Origin of the sequence: Streptomyces clavuligerus, assembly GCF_005519465.1 — a bacterium.
In the GTDB taxonomy this organism is placed as follows: domain Bacteria; phylum Actinomycetota; class Actinomycetes; order Streptomycetales; family Streptomycetaceae; genus Streptomyces; species Streptomyces clavuligerus.
This window is the reverse complement of record NZ_CP027858.1, coordinates 6,019,545-6,035,760: the sequence shown is the minus strand read 5'-3', so window position 1 is coordinate 6,035,760 and position 16,216 is coordinate 6,019,545. Positions and strand designations below refer to the sequence as shown.

The following is a 16,216-nucleotide window of genomic DNA, read 5'->3' as shown; positions in this document are numbered from 1 at the left end:
CCCATGCGCGCACGGCTGAACGAGATCGTCCTCGACTGTCACGACCCGGCCCGGCTGGTCCGCTTCTGGGCGGCGCTGCTGGGCGGGGAACCGGTGGACCGCGGTCCCGACTGGTCGTACGTGGACCCGCCGGACGGCGGGGTGCGTGTCGCGTTCCAGCGGGTGCCGGAGGGGAAGTCCGGAAAGAACCGGCTCCATCTGGACCTCGACGCCGAGGGCGGGGAGGTGGAGCGGGCCTCCGACGGGGCCGTGGCGCTCGGCGCCACCCGGGTGGGTCCGGTGGTGAGCGACCCGCAGGGCCGCTTCCAGGTGCTGCGGGACCCCGAGGGGAACGAGTTCTGCTTCGTCGCCGGGGGCTGAGCCCGGCCCCGTGAGCCGATACGGGAGCCACCCGGGCAGCGGCCCCCTTGCCGGTACGGGAGCCGCCCGGCGGCGGCTCCGGCGAGCCCGCAGGGAGCCTCCCGGGTGGCGGCCCCCGCCCGCCTGCCGCGAAAACCCGCTGGTCGGCGCGGCCCGTCCATGTTTGGCTCGGCCCATGAACGATCAGCTCAGACATGATGCGCCCAGCGACGACGTGCGGATACGGACCGCCACACCCGACGAGGCGGAGACCGTTCTCGCCTTCTGGGCCGAGGCGGCCGAGGGCACGAGCATCACCGACGACGTCGACGGGGTCACCCGGCTGATCCGCCGCGACCCCGACGCGCTCATCCTGGCCGAGGCGGACGGTCTGCTGGTGGGCTCGGTGATCGCGGGCTGGGACGGCTGGCGGTGCTCGCTCTACCGGCTCGCCGTGCTCCCCCCGTACCGGCGGCGCGGTATCGCCACCGTGCTCCTGGCGGCGGCGGAGGCCCGTTTCGCCGCGGTCGGGGGACGGCGCGGGGACGCGATGGTCCTGGAGGCCAACGACCGGGCGCAGCGGGCCTGGGCGTCCGCGGGGTACCGGCGGGAGGAGCGCTGGCGGCGCTGGGTGAAGCCGTACGCCGAGCCCGCCGCCGGTCACTGAGCGCGACCGGACCCGATCGTCCGTCCCGGCTCCCCGGCTCCGGCCGGTGGGGCCGGGACGGTCCGCCGGCGCACGGCCGGTGCGCTCCGGGAGGCTGCGGATAGTCTGGTACGACCCTTCCCATCCAGGAACTTTGCCCGTCCTTTACGATGGGAACTCCCCGTACCCCATGAAAGGTGTGAGCGTCCGTCCATGGACGAGCCTCCCAGTAGCAGACATCGAGCCCTCCTTCCGCCCGTGACGCGCCGTGGGACGGAGGTGGCCCGATGACCGAAGTGCTCCTCCTGTTCGTGGCACTGCTGCTCGCCCTCGCCTGCGGTGTGTTCGTCGCGGCCGAGTTCTCCCTCACCACCGTCGAACGCGGTGACCTCGAACGTGCCGTCGAACGCGGCGAACGCGGGGCCGCCAGTGCTCTCAAGGCGGTCCGCGGGCTCACCTTCCAGCTCTCCGGTGCCCAGCTCGGCATCACCGTGACCAATCTGGTCATCGGCATGCTCTCCGAGCCCTCGATCTCCAAGCTGATCCGGGGCCCCATGGAGGATCTGGGCCTGTCCCCCTCCATCGCCTCGTCCGTGGCGCTGGTGCTCGGCACCGCGCTCTCCACCGTCGTGGTCATGGTCGTCGGCGAGCTGGTCCCCAAGAACTGGGCCATCTCCTCGCCGCTGGCCGTCGCGAAGGTGACGGCGACCCCGCAGCGGCTGTTCACCAGCGCCTTCAGGCCGCTGATCAGCCATCTCAACAACACCGCCAACCGCATTCTGCGGCGCCTCGGCATGGAGCCCACCGAGGAGCTGGCCTCCGCCCGCAGCCCGCAGGAGCTGGTGGCGCTCGCCCGGCACTCGGCCAAGGAGGGAGCGCTGGAGGCGGACACCGCCGAGCTGTTCGTGCGCACCCTGAGCCTCGCCGAGCTGACCGCCGAGAATGTGATGACCCCCCGGGTCCAGGTCACGGCGCTGGAGGCGTCGGCCACCGCGGAGGACGTCGCCAACGCCACCCGCGCCACCGGCCTCTCCCGCTTCCCCGTCTACCGGGGCAACCTGGACACTGTCGTCGGTATCGCCCATGTCAAGGACGTCCTGGCGATCCCCGCCGAGGACCGGCTCCGCACCGGCGTGGCCGGGGTGCTGCGCGAGCCCGTGCTCGTCCCCGAGTCGCTGACCGTGGACCGGCTGATGGACCGGCTCGGCGGGCGCTCCACGATGGCCGTCGTCATCGACGAGTACGGCGGCACCGCCGGTGTCGTCACGATGGAGGACATCGTCGAGGAGGTCGTCGGTGAGGTGCGGGACGAGCACGACCCGCACGAGACCCCGGACCTCGCCCCGGCGGGCGAGGACGCCGACGGACGGCCGCTCTGGTCGGCGGACGGCGCGGCCCGGACGGACCAGCTGGAACAGGTGGGTCTGAAGGTGCCCGAGGGGCCGTACGAGACCCTGGCCGGGCTGGTCGCCACCGAGCTGGGACGCATCCCGGCCGAGGGCGACCACATCGACCTCGACGGCTGGCGCCTCGATGTCGTGGACGCCTCCGGGCGGCGCGCCGCCCGGGTGCTGATGCACGCCCCGACCGGTTCCGGCGGGGAGACCGAGCAGGGTGACGACGCCGGTCACGGCGGCGCCGCCGACCGGACCGGGGAGGCCGGACGATGATCGCGGTCCAACTTCTGATCGGTCTGCTGACCCTCGTGGTCAACGCCTTCTTCGTCGGCGCCGAGTTCGCGATGATCTCGGTGCGCCGCAGCCAGATCGAGCCGGAGGCCGAGGCGGGCAACCGGCGGGCCCGGAGCGTGCTGTGGGGTCTGGAGCATGTGTCGGCGCTGCTGGCGGTGGCGCAGCTCGGTATCACGCTGTGCACCCTGGTGCTCGGTATCGTCGCCGAGCCCGCGATCGCCCATCTGCTGGAGCCGGTGTTCCACTCGCTGGGTGTGCCCGAGGGCGCGATCCATCCGATCTCGTTCGTGATCGCGCTGTCTCTCGCCACCTATCTGCACATGCTGCTGGGCGAGATGGTGCCCAAGAACATCTCGCTCGCCGAGCCGACGCGCAGCGCGCTGCTGCTGGGGCCGCCGCTGGTGGCGCTCGCCCGGGCGCTGCGGCCGGTGATCTTCGCGATCAACGCCTTCGCCAACACGCTGCTGCGGCTGCTGCGGGTGGAGACCAAGGACGAGGTGTCCGCGACCTTCTCGGACGACGAGCTGGCCCGGCTGGTGGCGGACGCGGGTGACGCGGGGCTGCTGGACGACCGCTCGGCGGAACGGCTCCGCGACGCGCTGGAGCTGGGCCGCCGCCCGGTGCGCGATGTCGTGGTGCCGGTCGAGCGGGTGGTGTACGCGCAGGTGAGCATCACGCCGGAGCAGTTGGAGCGGCTGTCGGCCGAGTCCGGCTTCTCCCGCTTCCCGGTCCGGGACACCCGTCGGGGCATCGTCGGCTACCTCCATGTGAAGGACGCCCTGGACGCGGCTCCGCGCGATGTGCCCTTCCCGGTGTCGGCCCTGCGGCCGATCGCCCGGGTCCGGGCCGCGACGCCGCTGGACGACGTCCTCACCGCGATGCGCCGCAGCCGCACCCATCTGGCGGCGGTGGTCGACGAGGACGGGGCCCCGGTGGGCCTGGTGGCGATGGAGGACGTGCTCCGCGAGCTGGTCGGCAGAACCGACTGACCCCTCTCCCGGCACCTTCCGGGGCGGTGGCCCGTGTCCCTCCGGGGGCACGGGCCGCCGTGCGTTCCGGTCCCGCCCGGCGCGGGGCCGGGGGCTTCTCAGCGGGCGGTCGCGGCCAGCCAGCGGTCCAGGAACCCGCGGTCGCCGCTGATCCGGAGCTTCGGGTGGCCGGGCCGGTGGCGGCCCCGGACAAACAGCAGCAGATCCCCGGCCGAGCCCTGGACCCGGACCCGTGCCGCGGTGGCGGTGCCCGTGGCGGTGGCGGTGGCGGTCCAGCCGGGCGCGCCGTCCGTCACGGTGACCGTCCAGACCGCCCCGGAGTCGACCGCGTCCAGCCGCAGGACCCCGTCCGGCAGCCCACCGATCCGCCCGGCGGCGGCGGTGTCGTACGGCAGGTTCTCCAGATACTCCTCGATCCCGTCCGCCCCGGTCTCCGGCGGGATGCGCGGCTCCTGGCCGAGGGCCAGCTCGGCGTCGGCGAGCCCGACCACCGTCTCCAGGAAGAGCCGCCGGGAGTGGAACCGTGTCCGCCGCACCGGCCCCGGACCTGGAACTGGTGCCTCCGGGTCGGCCCCGCGCAGCGCCGCCAGGGCCGCCGCCGCGCCCCGGGCCAGCCAGTCGGGGCGGTCCGCCGGGTCGTCCGGCGGCGTGTCGCACCCGTCGCACCGCGCACCGCGCGGCGCGGCGCACGGCCCGGTGTCCGCTCCGCACGGGACGCCGCCAGGGACTCCGGGGCCGAGCAGCCGCTCCGTGCGGCGGTGCAGGGCGCCGTGCTCGCGGACGAGGTCGGCGAGCACCCGGCCGGGCCTGCCGGGCAGCTCCGTCGCCGGGTCGCTCCCCCGTACCGCCTTCACCAGGCGGCGGACCAGATCGGCGGCGGCGTCGCAGTACAGCTCGTGCGGGTCGTCGTCGAGCCCGAACTCCTCGGGAATCCGCAGCAGGTCGTCGCGCCACTCCCCCACCGGCCGCCGCCGGGCGGTGTCGCGCAGCAGCCCCGACAGGGTCCGGCGGTCCGCCGGGGAGAGCCGGTTCAGCAGCAGACTGGTCGTCTCCAGCCACTGATCCGCGATGTCCCGGTCGAGCACTCTGTCGTCGCAGACGGAAACAGAGGTCATCAGCTCCGCCAGTGCCTCGGTCACCGTGCTCAGCAGCGCGTCACTCACAGGCATTCCACCTCCGGATCGGGACCGGGAAACGGAACCGGGGAACGGGACCGTACCGCGCGGTACGATCGCATCGCCATGCAGATGAATGCCGACTACACAAGCTTTGTCGCGGTGGGCGATTCCTTTACCGAAGGCATGTCCGACCTTTTGCCGGACGGTACCTACCGGGGCTGGGCGGACCTTCTCGCCGCCCGGCTCGCGGCGCGTACCCCGGGCTTCCGTTATGCGAATCTCGCCGTGCGCGGAAAGCTCATCGGTCAGATCGTCGCGGAGCAGACCGGCCCCGCCGCCGCGATGCGCGCGGACGTGGTGACGCTGGTGGGCGGGCTCAACGACACCCTGCGCCCCCGCTGTGACATGGGCCGGGTGAAGGGGCTGCTGGACGAGGCGGCGGAGCGTCTCGCCCCGTCGTGCCGACGGCTCGTCCTCATGCGCAGCCCCGGGCGGAACGGCCCGGTCATGGACCGGTTCCGCCCCCGGATGGAGGAGCTGTTCGCGCATGTGGACACGGTGGCGGCCCGGCACGGCGCGCTGGTCGTGGATCTCTACGGCTCCGGCGCGCTCGGCGATCCCCGGCTGTGGGACGCGGACCGGCTGCATCTGACGGCCGAGGGGCACCGCCGGGTCGCCGAGGCCGTCTGGCAGACCCTCGGGCTCCCGGCCCGGGAGGACTGGCGGGCTCCGCTGCCTCCGGCGGCGGTCCCGGGGTGGACCGCGCGGCGGGCGGGCGATCTGCGGTTCGCCCGGCGCCATCTGGGACCCTGGATCGGGCGTCGGCTCACGGGCCGCTCCTCCGGGGACGACCTGCCGCCCAAGCGGCCCGAGCTGCTGCCGTACGAGCCGCCCCCGGGCAGCTGAAACGGACCGTGCGCCGGGCCCGGCGCGCGGTCCGCACCGGCCCGTCGCACCCGCGCCCGTGGCACCTGTCCCGGGCGCGGGTGCCCTCGTAGCAACGTACAACCGGGACCAGCGCTCTGGCCTGCACGAATCACCAGTAGAATCTGGCTACGTGACTGCTGTGTCTGCGAAGCCTCGCATCCCCAATGTCCTGGCCGGCCGCTATGCCTCCGTGGAGCTGGCCGCCCTGTGGTCCCCCGAGGAGAAGGTACGGCTGGAGCGGCGGCTCTGGCTCGCCGTGCTGCGTGCCCAGAAGGACCTCGGCATCGAGGTGCCCGAGGCCGCCCTGGCGGACTACGAGCGCGTGCTCGACCAGGTGGACCTGGCCTCGATCGCCGAGCGGGAGCGCGTCACCCGCCACGATGTGAAGGCCCGGATCGAGGAGTTCAACGCGCTCGCCGGGCATGAGCAGATCCACAAGGGCATGACCTCGCGGGATCTGACCGAGAACGTCGAACAGCTCCAGATCCGGCTCTCGCTGGAGCTGGTGCGGGACCGTACGGTCGCGGTGCTGGCCCGGCTCGGCCGGCTCTCCGGCGAGTACGCCGAGCTGGTCATGGCGGGCCGTTCGCACAATGTGGCCGCGCAGGCCACGACGCTGGGCAAGCGCTTCGCCACGGCGGCGGACGAGCTGCTGGTGGCGTACGGCCGGGTCGAGGAGCTGATCGCCCGCTATCCGCTGCGTGGGATCAAGGGCCCCGTCGGCACCGCGCAGGACATGCTGGACCTGCTGGGCGGCGACGCCGGGAAGCTGGCCGGGCTGGAGCACCGGATCGCCGGTCATCTGGGCTTCGGACAGGCGTTCACCTCGGTGGGCCAGGTCTACCCGCGCTCGCTCGACTACGAGGTCGTCACCGCGCTGGTGCAGCTCGCCGCCGCGCCGTCCTCGCTCGCGAAGACGATCCGGCTGATGGCCGGGCACGAGCTGGTCACCGAGGGCTTCAAGCCGGGACAGGTCGGCTCGTCGGCCATGCCGCACAAGATGAACACCCGCTCCTGCGAGCGCGTCAACGGCCTGATGGTGATCCTGCGCGGCTACGCGTCCATGACGGGCGAGCTGGCGGGCGACCAGTGGAACGAGGGCGACGTCTCCTGCTCCGTGGTGCGCCGGGTGGCCCTGCCGGACGCGTTCTTCGCCCTCGACGGGCTGCTGGAGACCTTCCTCACCGTGCTGGACGAGTTCGGCGCCTTCCCCGCCGTGGTCGCCCGTGAGCTGGACCGGTATCTGCCCTTCCTGGCCACCACCAAGGTGCTGATGGGCGCGGTGCGCGCCGGTGTGGGCCGCGAGGAGGCCCATGAGGCGATCAAGGAGAACGCGGTGGCCGCGGCGCTGGCCCTGCGGGAGGGCGGCGCCGACCGCAACGACCTGCTGGACCGGCTCGCCGCCGACGCGCGCATCCCGCTGGACCGCGCCGGGCTCGACGCCCTGATGGCGGACCGGCTGTCCTTCACGGGTGCCGCCGCCGACCAGGTCGCGTCGGTGGTCGCGCGGATCGAGGAGATCGCGGCGGCGCACCCGGCCGCCGCGGGGTACGCCCCCGGGGCGATCCTCTGACACCCGAGGAGCTGGCGGCCGCCCGTGACCACCTCGTCGACGACGTGGTCGCGGACGGCCTCGCCGTGCTCTTCTGCGGGATCAACCCCGGGCTGATGTCGGCGGCCACCGGGCACCACTTCGCCCGGCCGGGCAACCGCTTCTGGCCGGTGCTGCACCGTTCCGGTTTCACCCCCCGACAGCTCCGGCCCGAGGAGCAGGGGGAGCTGCCCGGCCTCGGTCTGGGCATCACCAATGTGGTGGCGCGGGCCACCGCCCGCGCCGACGAGCTGGCCGCCGACGAGTTCCGCGCGGGCGGGGAGCTGCTGCGGGCGAAGGTCGGGCGGCTGCGGCCCCGGTGGCTCGCCGTCGTCGGCGTCACCGCCTACCGCACCGCGTTCCGGGAGCCGAAGGCGCGGATCGGGCCGCAGGAGCGCGCGATCGGCGGGACAAGGATCTGGGTGCTGCCCAATCCCAGTGGTCTGAACGCCCACTGGACCACCGAATCGATGGCCGAGGAGTTCGGACGGCTGCGGGAGGCGGCCTTCGGGCCCGCCGGCGGGGGACCGGGGACGGGCCGCACGGGCACCTCCTGAGGGTTCTGACGGACCGTCGCCGAGGGCGCCGGGGCCTGCGGGACGGACCTCCGGGGCCGCCGGGCCCCGCACCACCGTCCGCGACCGCTGCCGCCACCGACCGCTACCGCCACCGACCGCTACCGACCTCCACCGACGGACGACGGACGACGGACGACGGACCGGAACGCGGCAAACGCGGCAAACGTGTCGGAGGAAACGCCGCCGCGCCCCGGAAGGACGGGCCCCGTCCCAGGGCCGCCCCACGGCCGCCGCCGGGGAGCGGCGCCTCGGGAAGAGAGGGCGCCGGGCGGCCCGCGATCGGCGGTCCCGGGGCGGGCCCCGTTGCACCCCCTGCATCGATCGTGCACGTCGGACGGGCGAGCGAGTACGATCCGGCAGACACACGCGCCCGAGCTGCACGAGTGAGGGCTGGAAGGACACATGGTGGGGCGGCTGACCGGCGGGGACCCGTCCCTGTTGCGGCGGATCAACTCCGCGGTGGTACTCCATGCGCTGCGGGGCGCCGGTTCCCCGACGCTGACGGACCTCACGCGGCTCACGGGGCTCTCCCGCCCCACGGTCGAGGGCGTGATCGAGGGACTGATCGAAGCCGGTCTGGTCAGTGAGTCGGAGCCCGAGGAGGGCGGGGCGCGCCGTCAGGGCCGTCCCGCCCGGAGGTTCCGCTTCCGGGTCGAGGCGGGGCATCTGCTCGGGGTGGAGATCGGTCCGCACCGGGTCGCGGCACTCGTGTCGGGCCTGGACGGACGGATCATCGGCGCGGGACACCGCGAGGTCCCGGAGGCCGCGTCGGCCGACGAGCGGCTGGAACGGGTCCGTCAGGTGATCGCGGATGTACTGCGCCGCGCCGGGGTGCCCCGGACCAGTCTGCGGGCCGTCGGGGTCGGCACCCCGGGCATCGTGGAGGCGGACGGCACCGTACGGCTGGGCACGGCCCTGCCCGGCTGGACCGGGCTCCCGCTCGGACAGCGGCTCCAGCGCTCGTTCCGCTGTCCGGTGCTGGTGGAGAACGACGCCAACGCGGCGGCGGTCGCCGAGCACTGGAAGGGCGCGGCGAAGGACTCCGACGACGTCGTCTTCGTGCTGGCCGGGCTGAGCCCGGGCGCGGGTTCGCTCATCGGCGGCCGGCTGCACCGGGGCTTCGGCGGGGCGGCCGGGGAGATCGGGGCGCTGCATCTGCTGGGGCGCGAGGCGACCCCGGAGGCGCTGCTCTCGACCACCGACGAGCCGCTGCACCCGCTGGACGAGCCCGCGGTGGCGCAGGTCTTCGCCCTGGCCAAGCAGGGTGATCCACGGGCCACCGCGGCGGTCGACCGGTTCATCCAGCGGCTCGTGCACAATGTGGCGGCGCTGGTGCTGGCGCTCGATCCGGAGCTGGTGGTGATCGGCGGCTGGGCGTCCGGTCTCGACGGGGTGCTCGCCCCGCTCCGGGCGGAGCTGGCGCGCTACTGTCTGCGGCCCCCGCGGGTGACCCTGTCGCTGCTCCGGGAGGCGGCGGTGGCCACGGGCGCGCTGCGGCTGGCCCTCGACCATGTCGAGGAGGAGCTGTTCGCGGTGGAGGGCGCGACGGCGGCCCGTCGCTGACCCCCGTTCGCCCGTCCCCCCTCGTTCGCACCGTCCCGGCCCGGCCTGTCACGGTCTGTGCGTGGCAGCGGTCCCTGCCTGGGTACCTGCCTGCCGCGCGGGCCACCGGGGCGGCACAGCGCACAGGACCGCCGGGAGGCATGAGCCTTCCCGGCGGTCCTGTGCGCTGTGCGTGGCCGTCGTGGCCGTGGTGTCGGCGGCGGGTCAGGAGGCGCGGCGCGTCTCCTGGTCGTGATGGCTTATCTCGACGTCGCCCGAGGCCCCGAAGGTGAGCCGGCAGGTGTCGGCGCGATAGGTCGCCACCGTCACCGCCGCGGTCCGGCCGCCGGAGAAGTACCGGGTGGTGACCAGCAGCACCGGCGCACCGGGGAGCCGGTCCAGCTCCTTGGCGTCGTCGGCACGGGCGGACCCCAGCTCCACGGCGCGGTCCTGTCCCTCCAGTTCGAGACGTTGCAGCTCGCGCAGGACGGCACGGGCCCGGGCGGTGCCGGGCGGCGCGTCGATCGCCGACAGCTCCGGCACCGACGCGGCCGGGACATAGAGCTGTTCGGCCGCGACCGGCTGCCCATGGGTCACCCGCAGTCTGCGCAGGGTGTACGTCTCCTCCTCGGCGACGGTTCCGAGCAGCCGGGCCACCGCGGCGGGCGGCACGGCCTTGGCGCAGTCGAACGACTGCCAGGCGTCCTGGGCGGAACCCGGCCACGCCTGCTGGGTGGTGGAGACCTCCACCCCCATGCGCGGCGGGGCGACGGTCGTGCCCACACCGCGGCGTCGCTGCAACCGCCCTTCCAGTTCCAGTTGTTCGAGGGCCTGGCGCAGTGTCGCGCGGGCGACCCCGAACCGCGCTGCCAGGTCCCGTTCGTTCGGAAGGATCTCGCCCACCGAGAAATCGGAGTCGAGCGCCTCCCCGATCACGGTCTTGAGGTGCCAGTACTTCGGTTCCGGCACTGATTCCAGCTGCGTGGTCCCCACCCTGATCCTCCGCATTCGCCGTGTCAGCGGCGGCTTTTTCGCGCCCTTGTTTATTAAAGGTTCCTGCACTATCTCTGCCGACCATAGGGCGGCGCGGCACCTTGGTCAAGACCAATCCTGCGTGTGTCACCCGGTTAAGTCGACGTGACGGGGAAAGCGTTCACAGGCTGTTAGCACCCCAGTCAAACGCGCGCCGCCCGAGACCCATGTCTTTTTGGACAGGGCTCTGACGTGCACAAAAGGGCTCACATGAACGTCACCCCGGCGCATTTGTCGGGGTTGGGCACCATGTCGACGCCGCCGTGCGCGCGTCCGCCCGCACGACCTGCCTGGACGACGCTGTCCGGCTTTCCGGCGGAGAGCGCGGACAGTGCCGTGGCACCCTTGCGCTCGGCGAACCGGTTCTCCGTGTCCGGAACCGGTCCTCCAGCGGCGACCACGGAATGCCCACAGGACTCCGCGTGCACCATTATCCGTGGTGACGCAGGTGACGGCGGCCCGATCCGTGGTGATGTCGGTCGCGGTGTCCCGGCTCCGCCCCCACCGTCGCCGATCGGGCGCCCCGCGTGGGCGAGCGGGCCGGGTGGTGTGCGGTACCCCACGACGCCCACTCCCGCCGACCGCCCGGACATACGGCGGACCGCCGTCGTCGGCACGGGGACGGGACGGTGCGTTTCGGGGACATCGGTGGGGGTCCGCTCTGCCACCCCTCCATCCCAGCCCACCCGCGCCCGCGTGTCCAGGCGACTCCGGAACGTCATATGTCTTCCGGCCGGATTCGTCGGGTCCGCGGTCCACCGGCGCCCGTCCGTCCCGGGAACCCGTGACTACTTGCGGGTAATTCCGAGCGGAGCACGTTCATTCGGCTCCGAACAGGGGCGACACAAGGAAGCAACACACACGGTGGCGGACATTTCCCTCTCGATCATGTCACGCCGGGGCAAGCGGACCGACCCGGAGTCATATACAAGGACCGACAAAAAGGAATGGCGCGGGAGAGCCGTTGACGCGCGGGCGGGCCGGGGCGGCTCTCCGCGACCCCGGCCCGCCCGCGCGGCCCTCGGCAGTGCTCAGCGAACGCGGCCCGCCCTGGCGCCGGTTCCTCCGGATTCCCCGTCTCCTTGCCCAGAGATCGCTTCAGTCACTTCGGTCACCTTCAGCGCCTTGGGCGCTCTCGATATTCTTTGTCACTTTCATCACTTCCATCGCTCCATCACCCCATCACTCCATCGCTCTCGTGACGGGAACGGCGCCGGTGGCGTCGGACGGCGCGGAGTCCTCCGTACCGGCGGCGGTGGGGGCGGAATCCCCGATACCGGTGGACGGGGCACGGTCCGCCCGGAAGCCGAAGAGCCCCGAGCCGAGCACGGCGCCCGCTCCGACCAGCACGCCTCCCGCCGCCTGGGCGGCGCCGAAGGCCCCCGTGCCCACCAGGGGCGCGCTGAGCGCGGCGGCCACCGGGATCAGCCCGGTGAAGAGGGTGGCCCGCTCCGTGCCGATCCGCTGGATGCCCATGTACCAGGCGACAAAGCCGATGACGGTGACCACCGCCGCCTGCCAGAGCAGCGCCCACGCCTCCTGCTGACCGGGCATCCGTATCCACTCCGCCCCGTCCACGAGCAGCCCGACGGCCGCCGACTCGACCGCCGCGACCCCGCAGACGCAGGCCGTGAGCAGCCGGGGGCCGAGCGGGCGCAGCACCGGCGCCGCGAGCACCGCGAACCCGACCTCGCCGACGAGCGCGGCCACCGACCACAGGACGCCGACGGCGTCGGTGCGCCCCCAGCCCTGGACAGTGAAGGCTCCGGCGGCGACGAGGAGCGCGCCGTACAGGACGGGCCGGGTGGGGCGGCGGCCGTCCATCAGGGGGACGAGCACGGCGACGATCACGGGGGCGCAGCCGACGAACACCCCGGGGACGGCGGGTTCCGCGGTGCGTTCGGCGGCCAGGACGGCCAGGTTGAAGCCGACCATGCCGACCCCGGCGAGCAGGGCGATCCGGCCCCACTGACGCGGGGTCAGGGCACGGACCGGGGCGATGGCGGCCCGGCCGCCGAGCAGCGGGAGCAGCAGCAGGAAGGCGAGGGCGTAGCGGACGGCCTGCCCTCCGGCGTACGGGTAGTCGCCGAGGAGGCTGTTGGCGGTGAACGAGGCGCCGACGAGGCAGTAGGCGAAGGAGACGAGGAGCACGCCGTGCAGGGCGGCGCGCCGGTGGTCCTGGGGCGGGTGGTTCATGGAGCCGACGCTAGGCAGTGCGGCGGTCCCCTTTAAGGTCCACTTCCATGGCACCATCGGGGACCACTTCATGGGAGTTGCTGCTGCCCGCCGCCCGGGCGCCCGCGCGGCAGCGGGGGCGGGCGCTCCAGTCGGCGCTGCGGGACGCGGTCCGCTCGGGGCGGCTGGCGGCGGGGACACGGCTGCCGTCGAGCCGTGAGCTGGCGCTGGATCTGGGGGTGTCCCGGGGGCTGGTCACGGAGGCGTACGAACAGCTCACGGCCGAGGGGTATCTGCGCAGCGCGCGGGGGTCGGGGACCTGGGTGGGGGACGCCGCACGGGCCGGGGCCCCCGCGGCGCGGGACCTCGCGCCGCGGGGGCCGGGCGCCCGGGTGGACTTCCGGCCGGGGACCCCGGACCTGTCGCTCTTCCCCCGGGCGGCGTGGGGTGCCGCCCAGCGCACGGTGCTGGCCCGGCTGCCGCACAGCGGGCTCGGCTACCCCGACCCCCGGGGGCTCCCGGAGCTGCGGACGGCGCTGGCCGCGCTGCTGACCCGGCGGCGGGGCGTGGTGGCGGACCCCGAGCAGCTCGTGGTCTGCTCCGGGGTGGCGCAGGCGATGACCCTGCTGGGGTTCGCGCTGCACGGGCGGGGGCTGCGGACGCTGGGGGTCGAGGACCCGGGCAGCCCGGGGCACGGACCGCTGTTCCAGGCCGCGGGGCTGGGCATGACACCGGTGCCGCTGGACGGGGAGGGGCTGGCGATGGAGCCGCTGTACCGCTCGGGTGTGCGGGCCGTCAGCACCAGTCCGGCGCATCAGTTCCCCACGGGGATCGCCTACTCGGCGCGGCGCCGGGTCGAGCTGCTGGAGTGGGCGCGCTCCGTGGACGGGCTGATCGTGGAGGACGACTACGACGGCGACTTCCGCTACGACAGGGCCCCGGTGGGCGCGCTCCAGGGGCTCGATCCGGAACGGGTCGCCTACACGGGCTCGGTGAGCAAGTCGCTCGCGCCGGGGCTGCGGCTGGGCTGGCTGCTGGTGCCGCGGGACCTGGTGGACGAGGTGGTGGAGCGCAAGCGCACGCTGGACATGGGGCATCCGGCGCTCGATCAGGCGCTGCTCGCGGAGTTCGTCCGCGGCGGCGGCTACGACCGGCATCTGCGGCGCTGTCAGCGTGCCTACCGGGAGCGCCGGGACACACTCGTGCGGGCGCTGGCGGAGTCCTTTCCGGGCACCGGGGTCAGCGGGATCGCGGCGGGGCTGCACATCATCGCGCGGCTGCCGGACCGCTACGGGCCCGAGGCGCGTTTCGCGGCGGCTGCGCGGCGCGCGGGGGTGATCGTGCGGTGGCTGTCGGCGCACCGGCTGGTCCCGGACGGCGATCCGGGTCTGCGGCTGGTGCTGGGGTACGCCCATCTGGCCCCGTCGGAGATCCTGCGGGGGGTCGGGCTGCTGGCGCGGGAGACGGACGGGCCGGGGGCGGGCGGCGGCACCGGGGACAGCGGCGCGGGCCAGGCGCCACCGGGGAGCGGGGAGGGCCGGGGGGACGCTTCCTGATGCGGTTGTGGCGCGATGTTCATACGGAGTTCCTCCGGCCGTACCGAGGGGCGTACCGGTCGAACGTTAGGCATGGCGGGACAGTTCCCGCCCGGTCCGTGCCTGTGCGCCGTCCGTACGGTCCACGGGGCCCGCGTCAGGTCCGCAGCCGCCCCGCCAGGGGTTTCCGGCCGCGGCCTCACCAGTGGCCCCGTGGACGCCCCGTACGGTGCTGTGACCGGCGACCGTTCCGCCTCAGGAGGCCCCATGCCGTTCGGACCGACACACCGCCCCCTCGCGCCCGGCTCACCCGTGTCCCCCGCGCCTTCCCCGTCTGCCCCGTCTGCCCCGGCTTCCGTGGCCTCCGTGGCCTCGCCGCCCCTGGTGCGGGGCCCCGGCCGCCGTTCGCTGCTGCGCGGCGGCGCCGTCGCGTCCGCCGCGCTGGCGCTGCCCGCCCTGGGGCAGGCCCCGGCGCTCGCCCTCACCGGCCGTCCCCGGGCCTCCTGGGGCGTGCAGACCGGGGCGGTGACCTCGTCGTCCGCCCTGGTGTGGGTGCGCGCGGACCGGCCCGCCCGGATGGTCGTGGAGACCTCGGCCACGGACGCCTTCCGGCGGGTGCGCCGCTGGCACGGGCCGCTGCTGGGGCCGGGGACCGACGGGACGGGCACGACCGCGCTGCACGGGCTGCCGCCCGGGGAGCAGATCCACTACCGGGTGCTCCTCGCCGACCCCGACGACCCGCGCCGCACCGGCGAGCCGGTGTACGGATCGTTCCGCACCGCCCCCCGGGGACGCCGCGGCGGGGTGCGTTTCCTGTGGTCCGGCGACATCGCGGGCCAGGGCTGGGGCATCAACCCCGACATCGGCGGCTTCCGGGTGTACGAGGAGATGCGCCGGCTGGACCCGGACTTCTTCCTGTGCAGCGGGGACACGATCTACGCGGACGGCGTGATCGAGCCCTCGGTGACCCTGCCGGACGGCCGGGTCTGGCGGAACGTCACCACCGAGGAGAAGTCCCGGGTGGCGCAGTCCCTGGACGAGTTCCGGGGGAACTTCCGCTACAACCTGCTCGACACCCATGTCCGCCGCTTCAACGCCCAGGTCCCGACGGTGGCCCAGTGGGACGACCACGAGGTCCGCAACAACTGGTACCCGGGCCAGATCCTCGACGACCCCCGGTACTCCGAGAAGAACGTGGACGTGCTGGCGGCCCGCGCGCTGCGCGCGTTCGGCGAGTACTTCCCCCTGGACACTCTCCGTCCGCACGGCCGCGGCGGACGGATGCACCGGGTGGTGCGGCACGGCCCGCTGCTCGACGTCTTCGTCCTGGACATGCGCTCGCACCGGAACGCCAACTCGCCGGGCCGCCAGGCCGACGACACCCAGGGCATCCTCGGTGAGGAGCAGCTCGGCTGGCTGAAAAGGGAGTTGTCGCGGTCGCGTGCGGTGTGGAAGGTGATCGCGTCGGACATGCCCATCGGGCTGGTGGTGCCGGACGGCTCGGTGAACTTCGAGGCGGTGGCGCAGGGGGACCCGGGCGCTCCGCTGGGGCGGGAGCTCCAGATCGCCGAGTTGCTGCGGTTCGTCAAGCACCGCCGGATCACCGGCACACTCTGGCTCACCGCGGACGTGCACTACACCTCGGCCCAGCACTACGCGCCGGAGCGGGCGGCGTTCCAGGACTTCGCCCCGTTCTGGGAGTTCGTGTCGGGGCCGCTGGCGGCGGGTGGTTTCCCGGCCAACGCGCTCGACGCCACCTTCGGTCCGGAGCGGGTCTTCGTCCGGGCGCCGGAGCGGGCGAACGTGTCGCCGATGGAGTCCCCGCAGTACTTCGGGGAGGTCGCCATCGACGGGGGCAGCGGAGAGCTGACGGTGCGGCTGCGGGCGGAGGGGGGCACGGTGCTGTTCAGCAAGACGCTTCAGCCGGGGCGGGTGGGGCAGTAGGGACGGGCGCATCGATCCGGCGGGGCCGTCGGCCGGGGGCTCCCCTGCGGCGGCCCCGGGCCGTGGAACGCGGTACTCCGGGGGCTGGGCCGCCGCTGGGGGCGTGGTG

Annotated in this window: 14 protein-coding genes; 10 read left to right on the top strand and 4 right to left on the bottom strand. The window is 73.9% G+C overall.

Features of this window, described 5'->3' with window-relative positions; genetic code table 11:
• The first annotated feature begins 3 nt into the window (after positions 1–3).
• The 4 genes from CRV15_RS25535 (at position 4) to CRV15_RS25520 (ending at position 3,665) form a co-directional block, all read left to right on the top strand.
• A complete protein-coding gene (locus CRV15_RS25535; protein WP_003959607.1) occupies positions 4–360 on the top strand; it encodes a VOC family protein in 357 nt (118 codons plus the stop codon).
• Positions 361–535: 175 nt separating this feature from the next.
• The gene (locus CRV15_RS25530) at positions 536–1,006 is read left to right on the top strand and encodes a GNAT family N-acetyltransferase (protein WP_003959608.1); all 471 of its coding nucleotides are present in this window, start codon (positions 536–538) and stop codon (positions 1,004–1,006) included.
• Positions 1,007–1,272: 266 nt separating this feature from the next.
• Positions 1,273–2,655 (top strand): hemolysin family protein, encoded by a 1,383-nt coding sequence (locus tag CRV15_RS25525; protein WP_003959609.1) that lies wholly within the window; start codon positions 1,273–1,275, stop codon positions 2,653–2,655.
• Positions 2,652–3,665 carry a hemolysin family protein gene (locus tag CRV15_RS25520; RefSeq protein WP_003959610.1) on the top strand — a complete coding sequence of 338 codons (1,014 nt, stop codon included), beginning with the start codon at positions 2,652–2,654 and terminating at the stop codon, positions 3,663–3,665. Before CRV15_RS25525 ends, CRV15_RS25520 begins: the two co-directional genes overlap by 4 nt.
• A gap of 98 nt (positions 3,666–3,763) precedes the next feature.
• On the opposite strand, the gene CRV15_RS25515 is transcribed toward CRV15_RS25520, so the two are convergent.
• Positions 3,764–4,834 carry a hypothetical protein gene (locus CRV15_RS25515; RefSeq protein WP_003959611.1) on the bottom strand — a complete coding sequence of 357 codons (1,071 nt, stop codon included), beginning with the start codon at positions 4,832–4,834 and terminating at the stop codon, positions 3,764–3,766.
• A gap of 72 nt (positions 4,835–4,906) precedes the next feature.
• Here CRV15_RS25515 and CRV15_RS25510 point away from each other — a divergent pair, with 72 nt between their 5' ends.
• The 4 genes from CRV15_RS25510 (at position 4,907) to CRV15_RS25495 (ending at position 9,442) form a co-directional block, all read left to right on the top strand.
• Positions 4,907–5,689: an SGNH/GDSL hydrolase family protein gene (locus CRV15_RS25510; RefSeq protein ID WP_003959612.1), complete on the top strand. Its 783-nt coding sequence runs from the start codon at positions 4,907–4,909 to the stop codon at positions 5,687–5,689.
• A gap of 151 nt (positions 5,690–5,840) precedes the next feature.
• Positions 5,841–7,283: an adenylosuccinate lyase gene (gene purB / locus CRV15_RS25505; RefSeq protein WP_029182833.1), complete on the top strand. Its 1,443-nt coding sequence runs from the start codon at positions 5,841–5,843 to the stop codon at positions 7,281–7,283.
• A complete protein-coding gene (mug, locus tag CRV15_RS25500; RefSeq protein WP_174391399.1) occupies positions 7,280–7,858 on the top strand; it encodes a G/U mismatch-specific DNA glycosylase in 579 nt (192 codons plus the stop codon). Before purB ends, mug begins: the two co-directional genes overlap by 4 nt.
• Positions 7,859–8,284: 426 nt before the next feature.
• Entirely contained in the window at positions 8,285–9,442 is a 1,158-nt protein-coding gene (locus CRV15_RS25495) for an ROK family transcriptional regulator (RefSeq protein WP_029182834.1), read from the top strand.
• 204 nt (positions 9,443–9,646) lie between these two features.
• Here the strand turns inward: CRV15_RS25495 and CRV15_RS25490 are convergent, their stop codons facing one another.
• From CRV15_RS25490 to CRV15_RS25480, 3 genes are all read right to left on the bottom strand, one after another.
• Positions 9,647–10,414 (bottom strand): GntR family transcriptional regulator, encoded by a 768-nt coding sequence (locus tag CRV15_RS25490; RefSeq protein WP_009995404.1) that lies wholly within the window; start codon positions 10,412–10,414, stop codon positions 9,647–9,649.
• A 245-nt stretch (positions 10,415–10,659) separates the two neighbouring features.
• Positions 10,660–10,854, bottom strand: a complete 195-nt coding sequence (locus CRV15_RS25485; protein ID WP_009995405.1) for a hypothetical protein — start codon at positions 10,852–10,854, stop codon at positions 10,660–10,662.
• Positions 10,855–11,635: 781 nt separating this feature from the next.
• The gene (locus CRV15_RS25480; RefSeq protein ID WP_009995406.1) at positions 11,636–12,649 is read right to left on the bottom strand and encodes a DMT family transporter; all 1,014 of its coding nucleotides are present in this window, start codon (positions 12,647–12,649) and stop codon (positions 11,636–11,638) included.
• 47 nt (positions 12,650–12,696) lie between these two features.
• Here CRV15_RS25480 and pdxR point away from each other — a divergent pair, with 47 nt between their 5' ends.
• Positions 12,697–14,184, top strand: a complete 1,488-nt coding sequence (pdxR, locus tag CRV15_RS25475) for a MocR-like pyridoxine biosynthesis transcription factor PdxR (protein WP_003959619.1) — start codon at positions 12,697–12,699, stop codon at positions 14,182–14,184.
• Between the two features lie 246 nt (positions 14,185–14,430).
• Entirely contained in the window at positions 14,431–16,107 is a 1,677-nt protein-coding gene (locus CRV15_RS25470; RefSeq protein WP_003959620.1) for an alkaline phosphatase D family protein, read from the top strand.
• Positions 16,108–16,216: the final 109 nt, after the last annotated feature.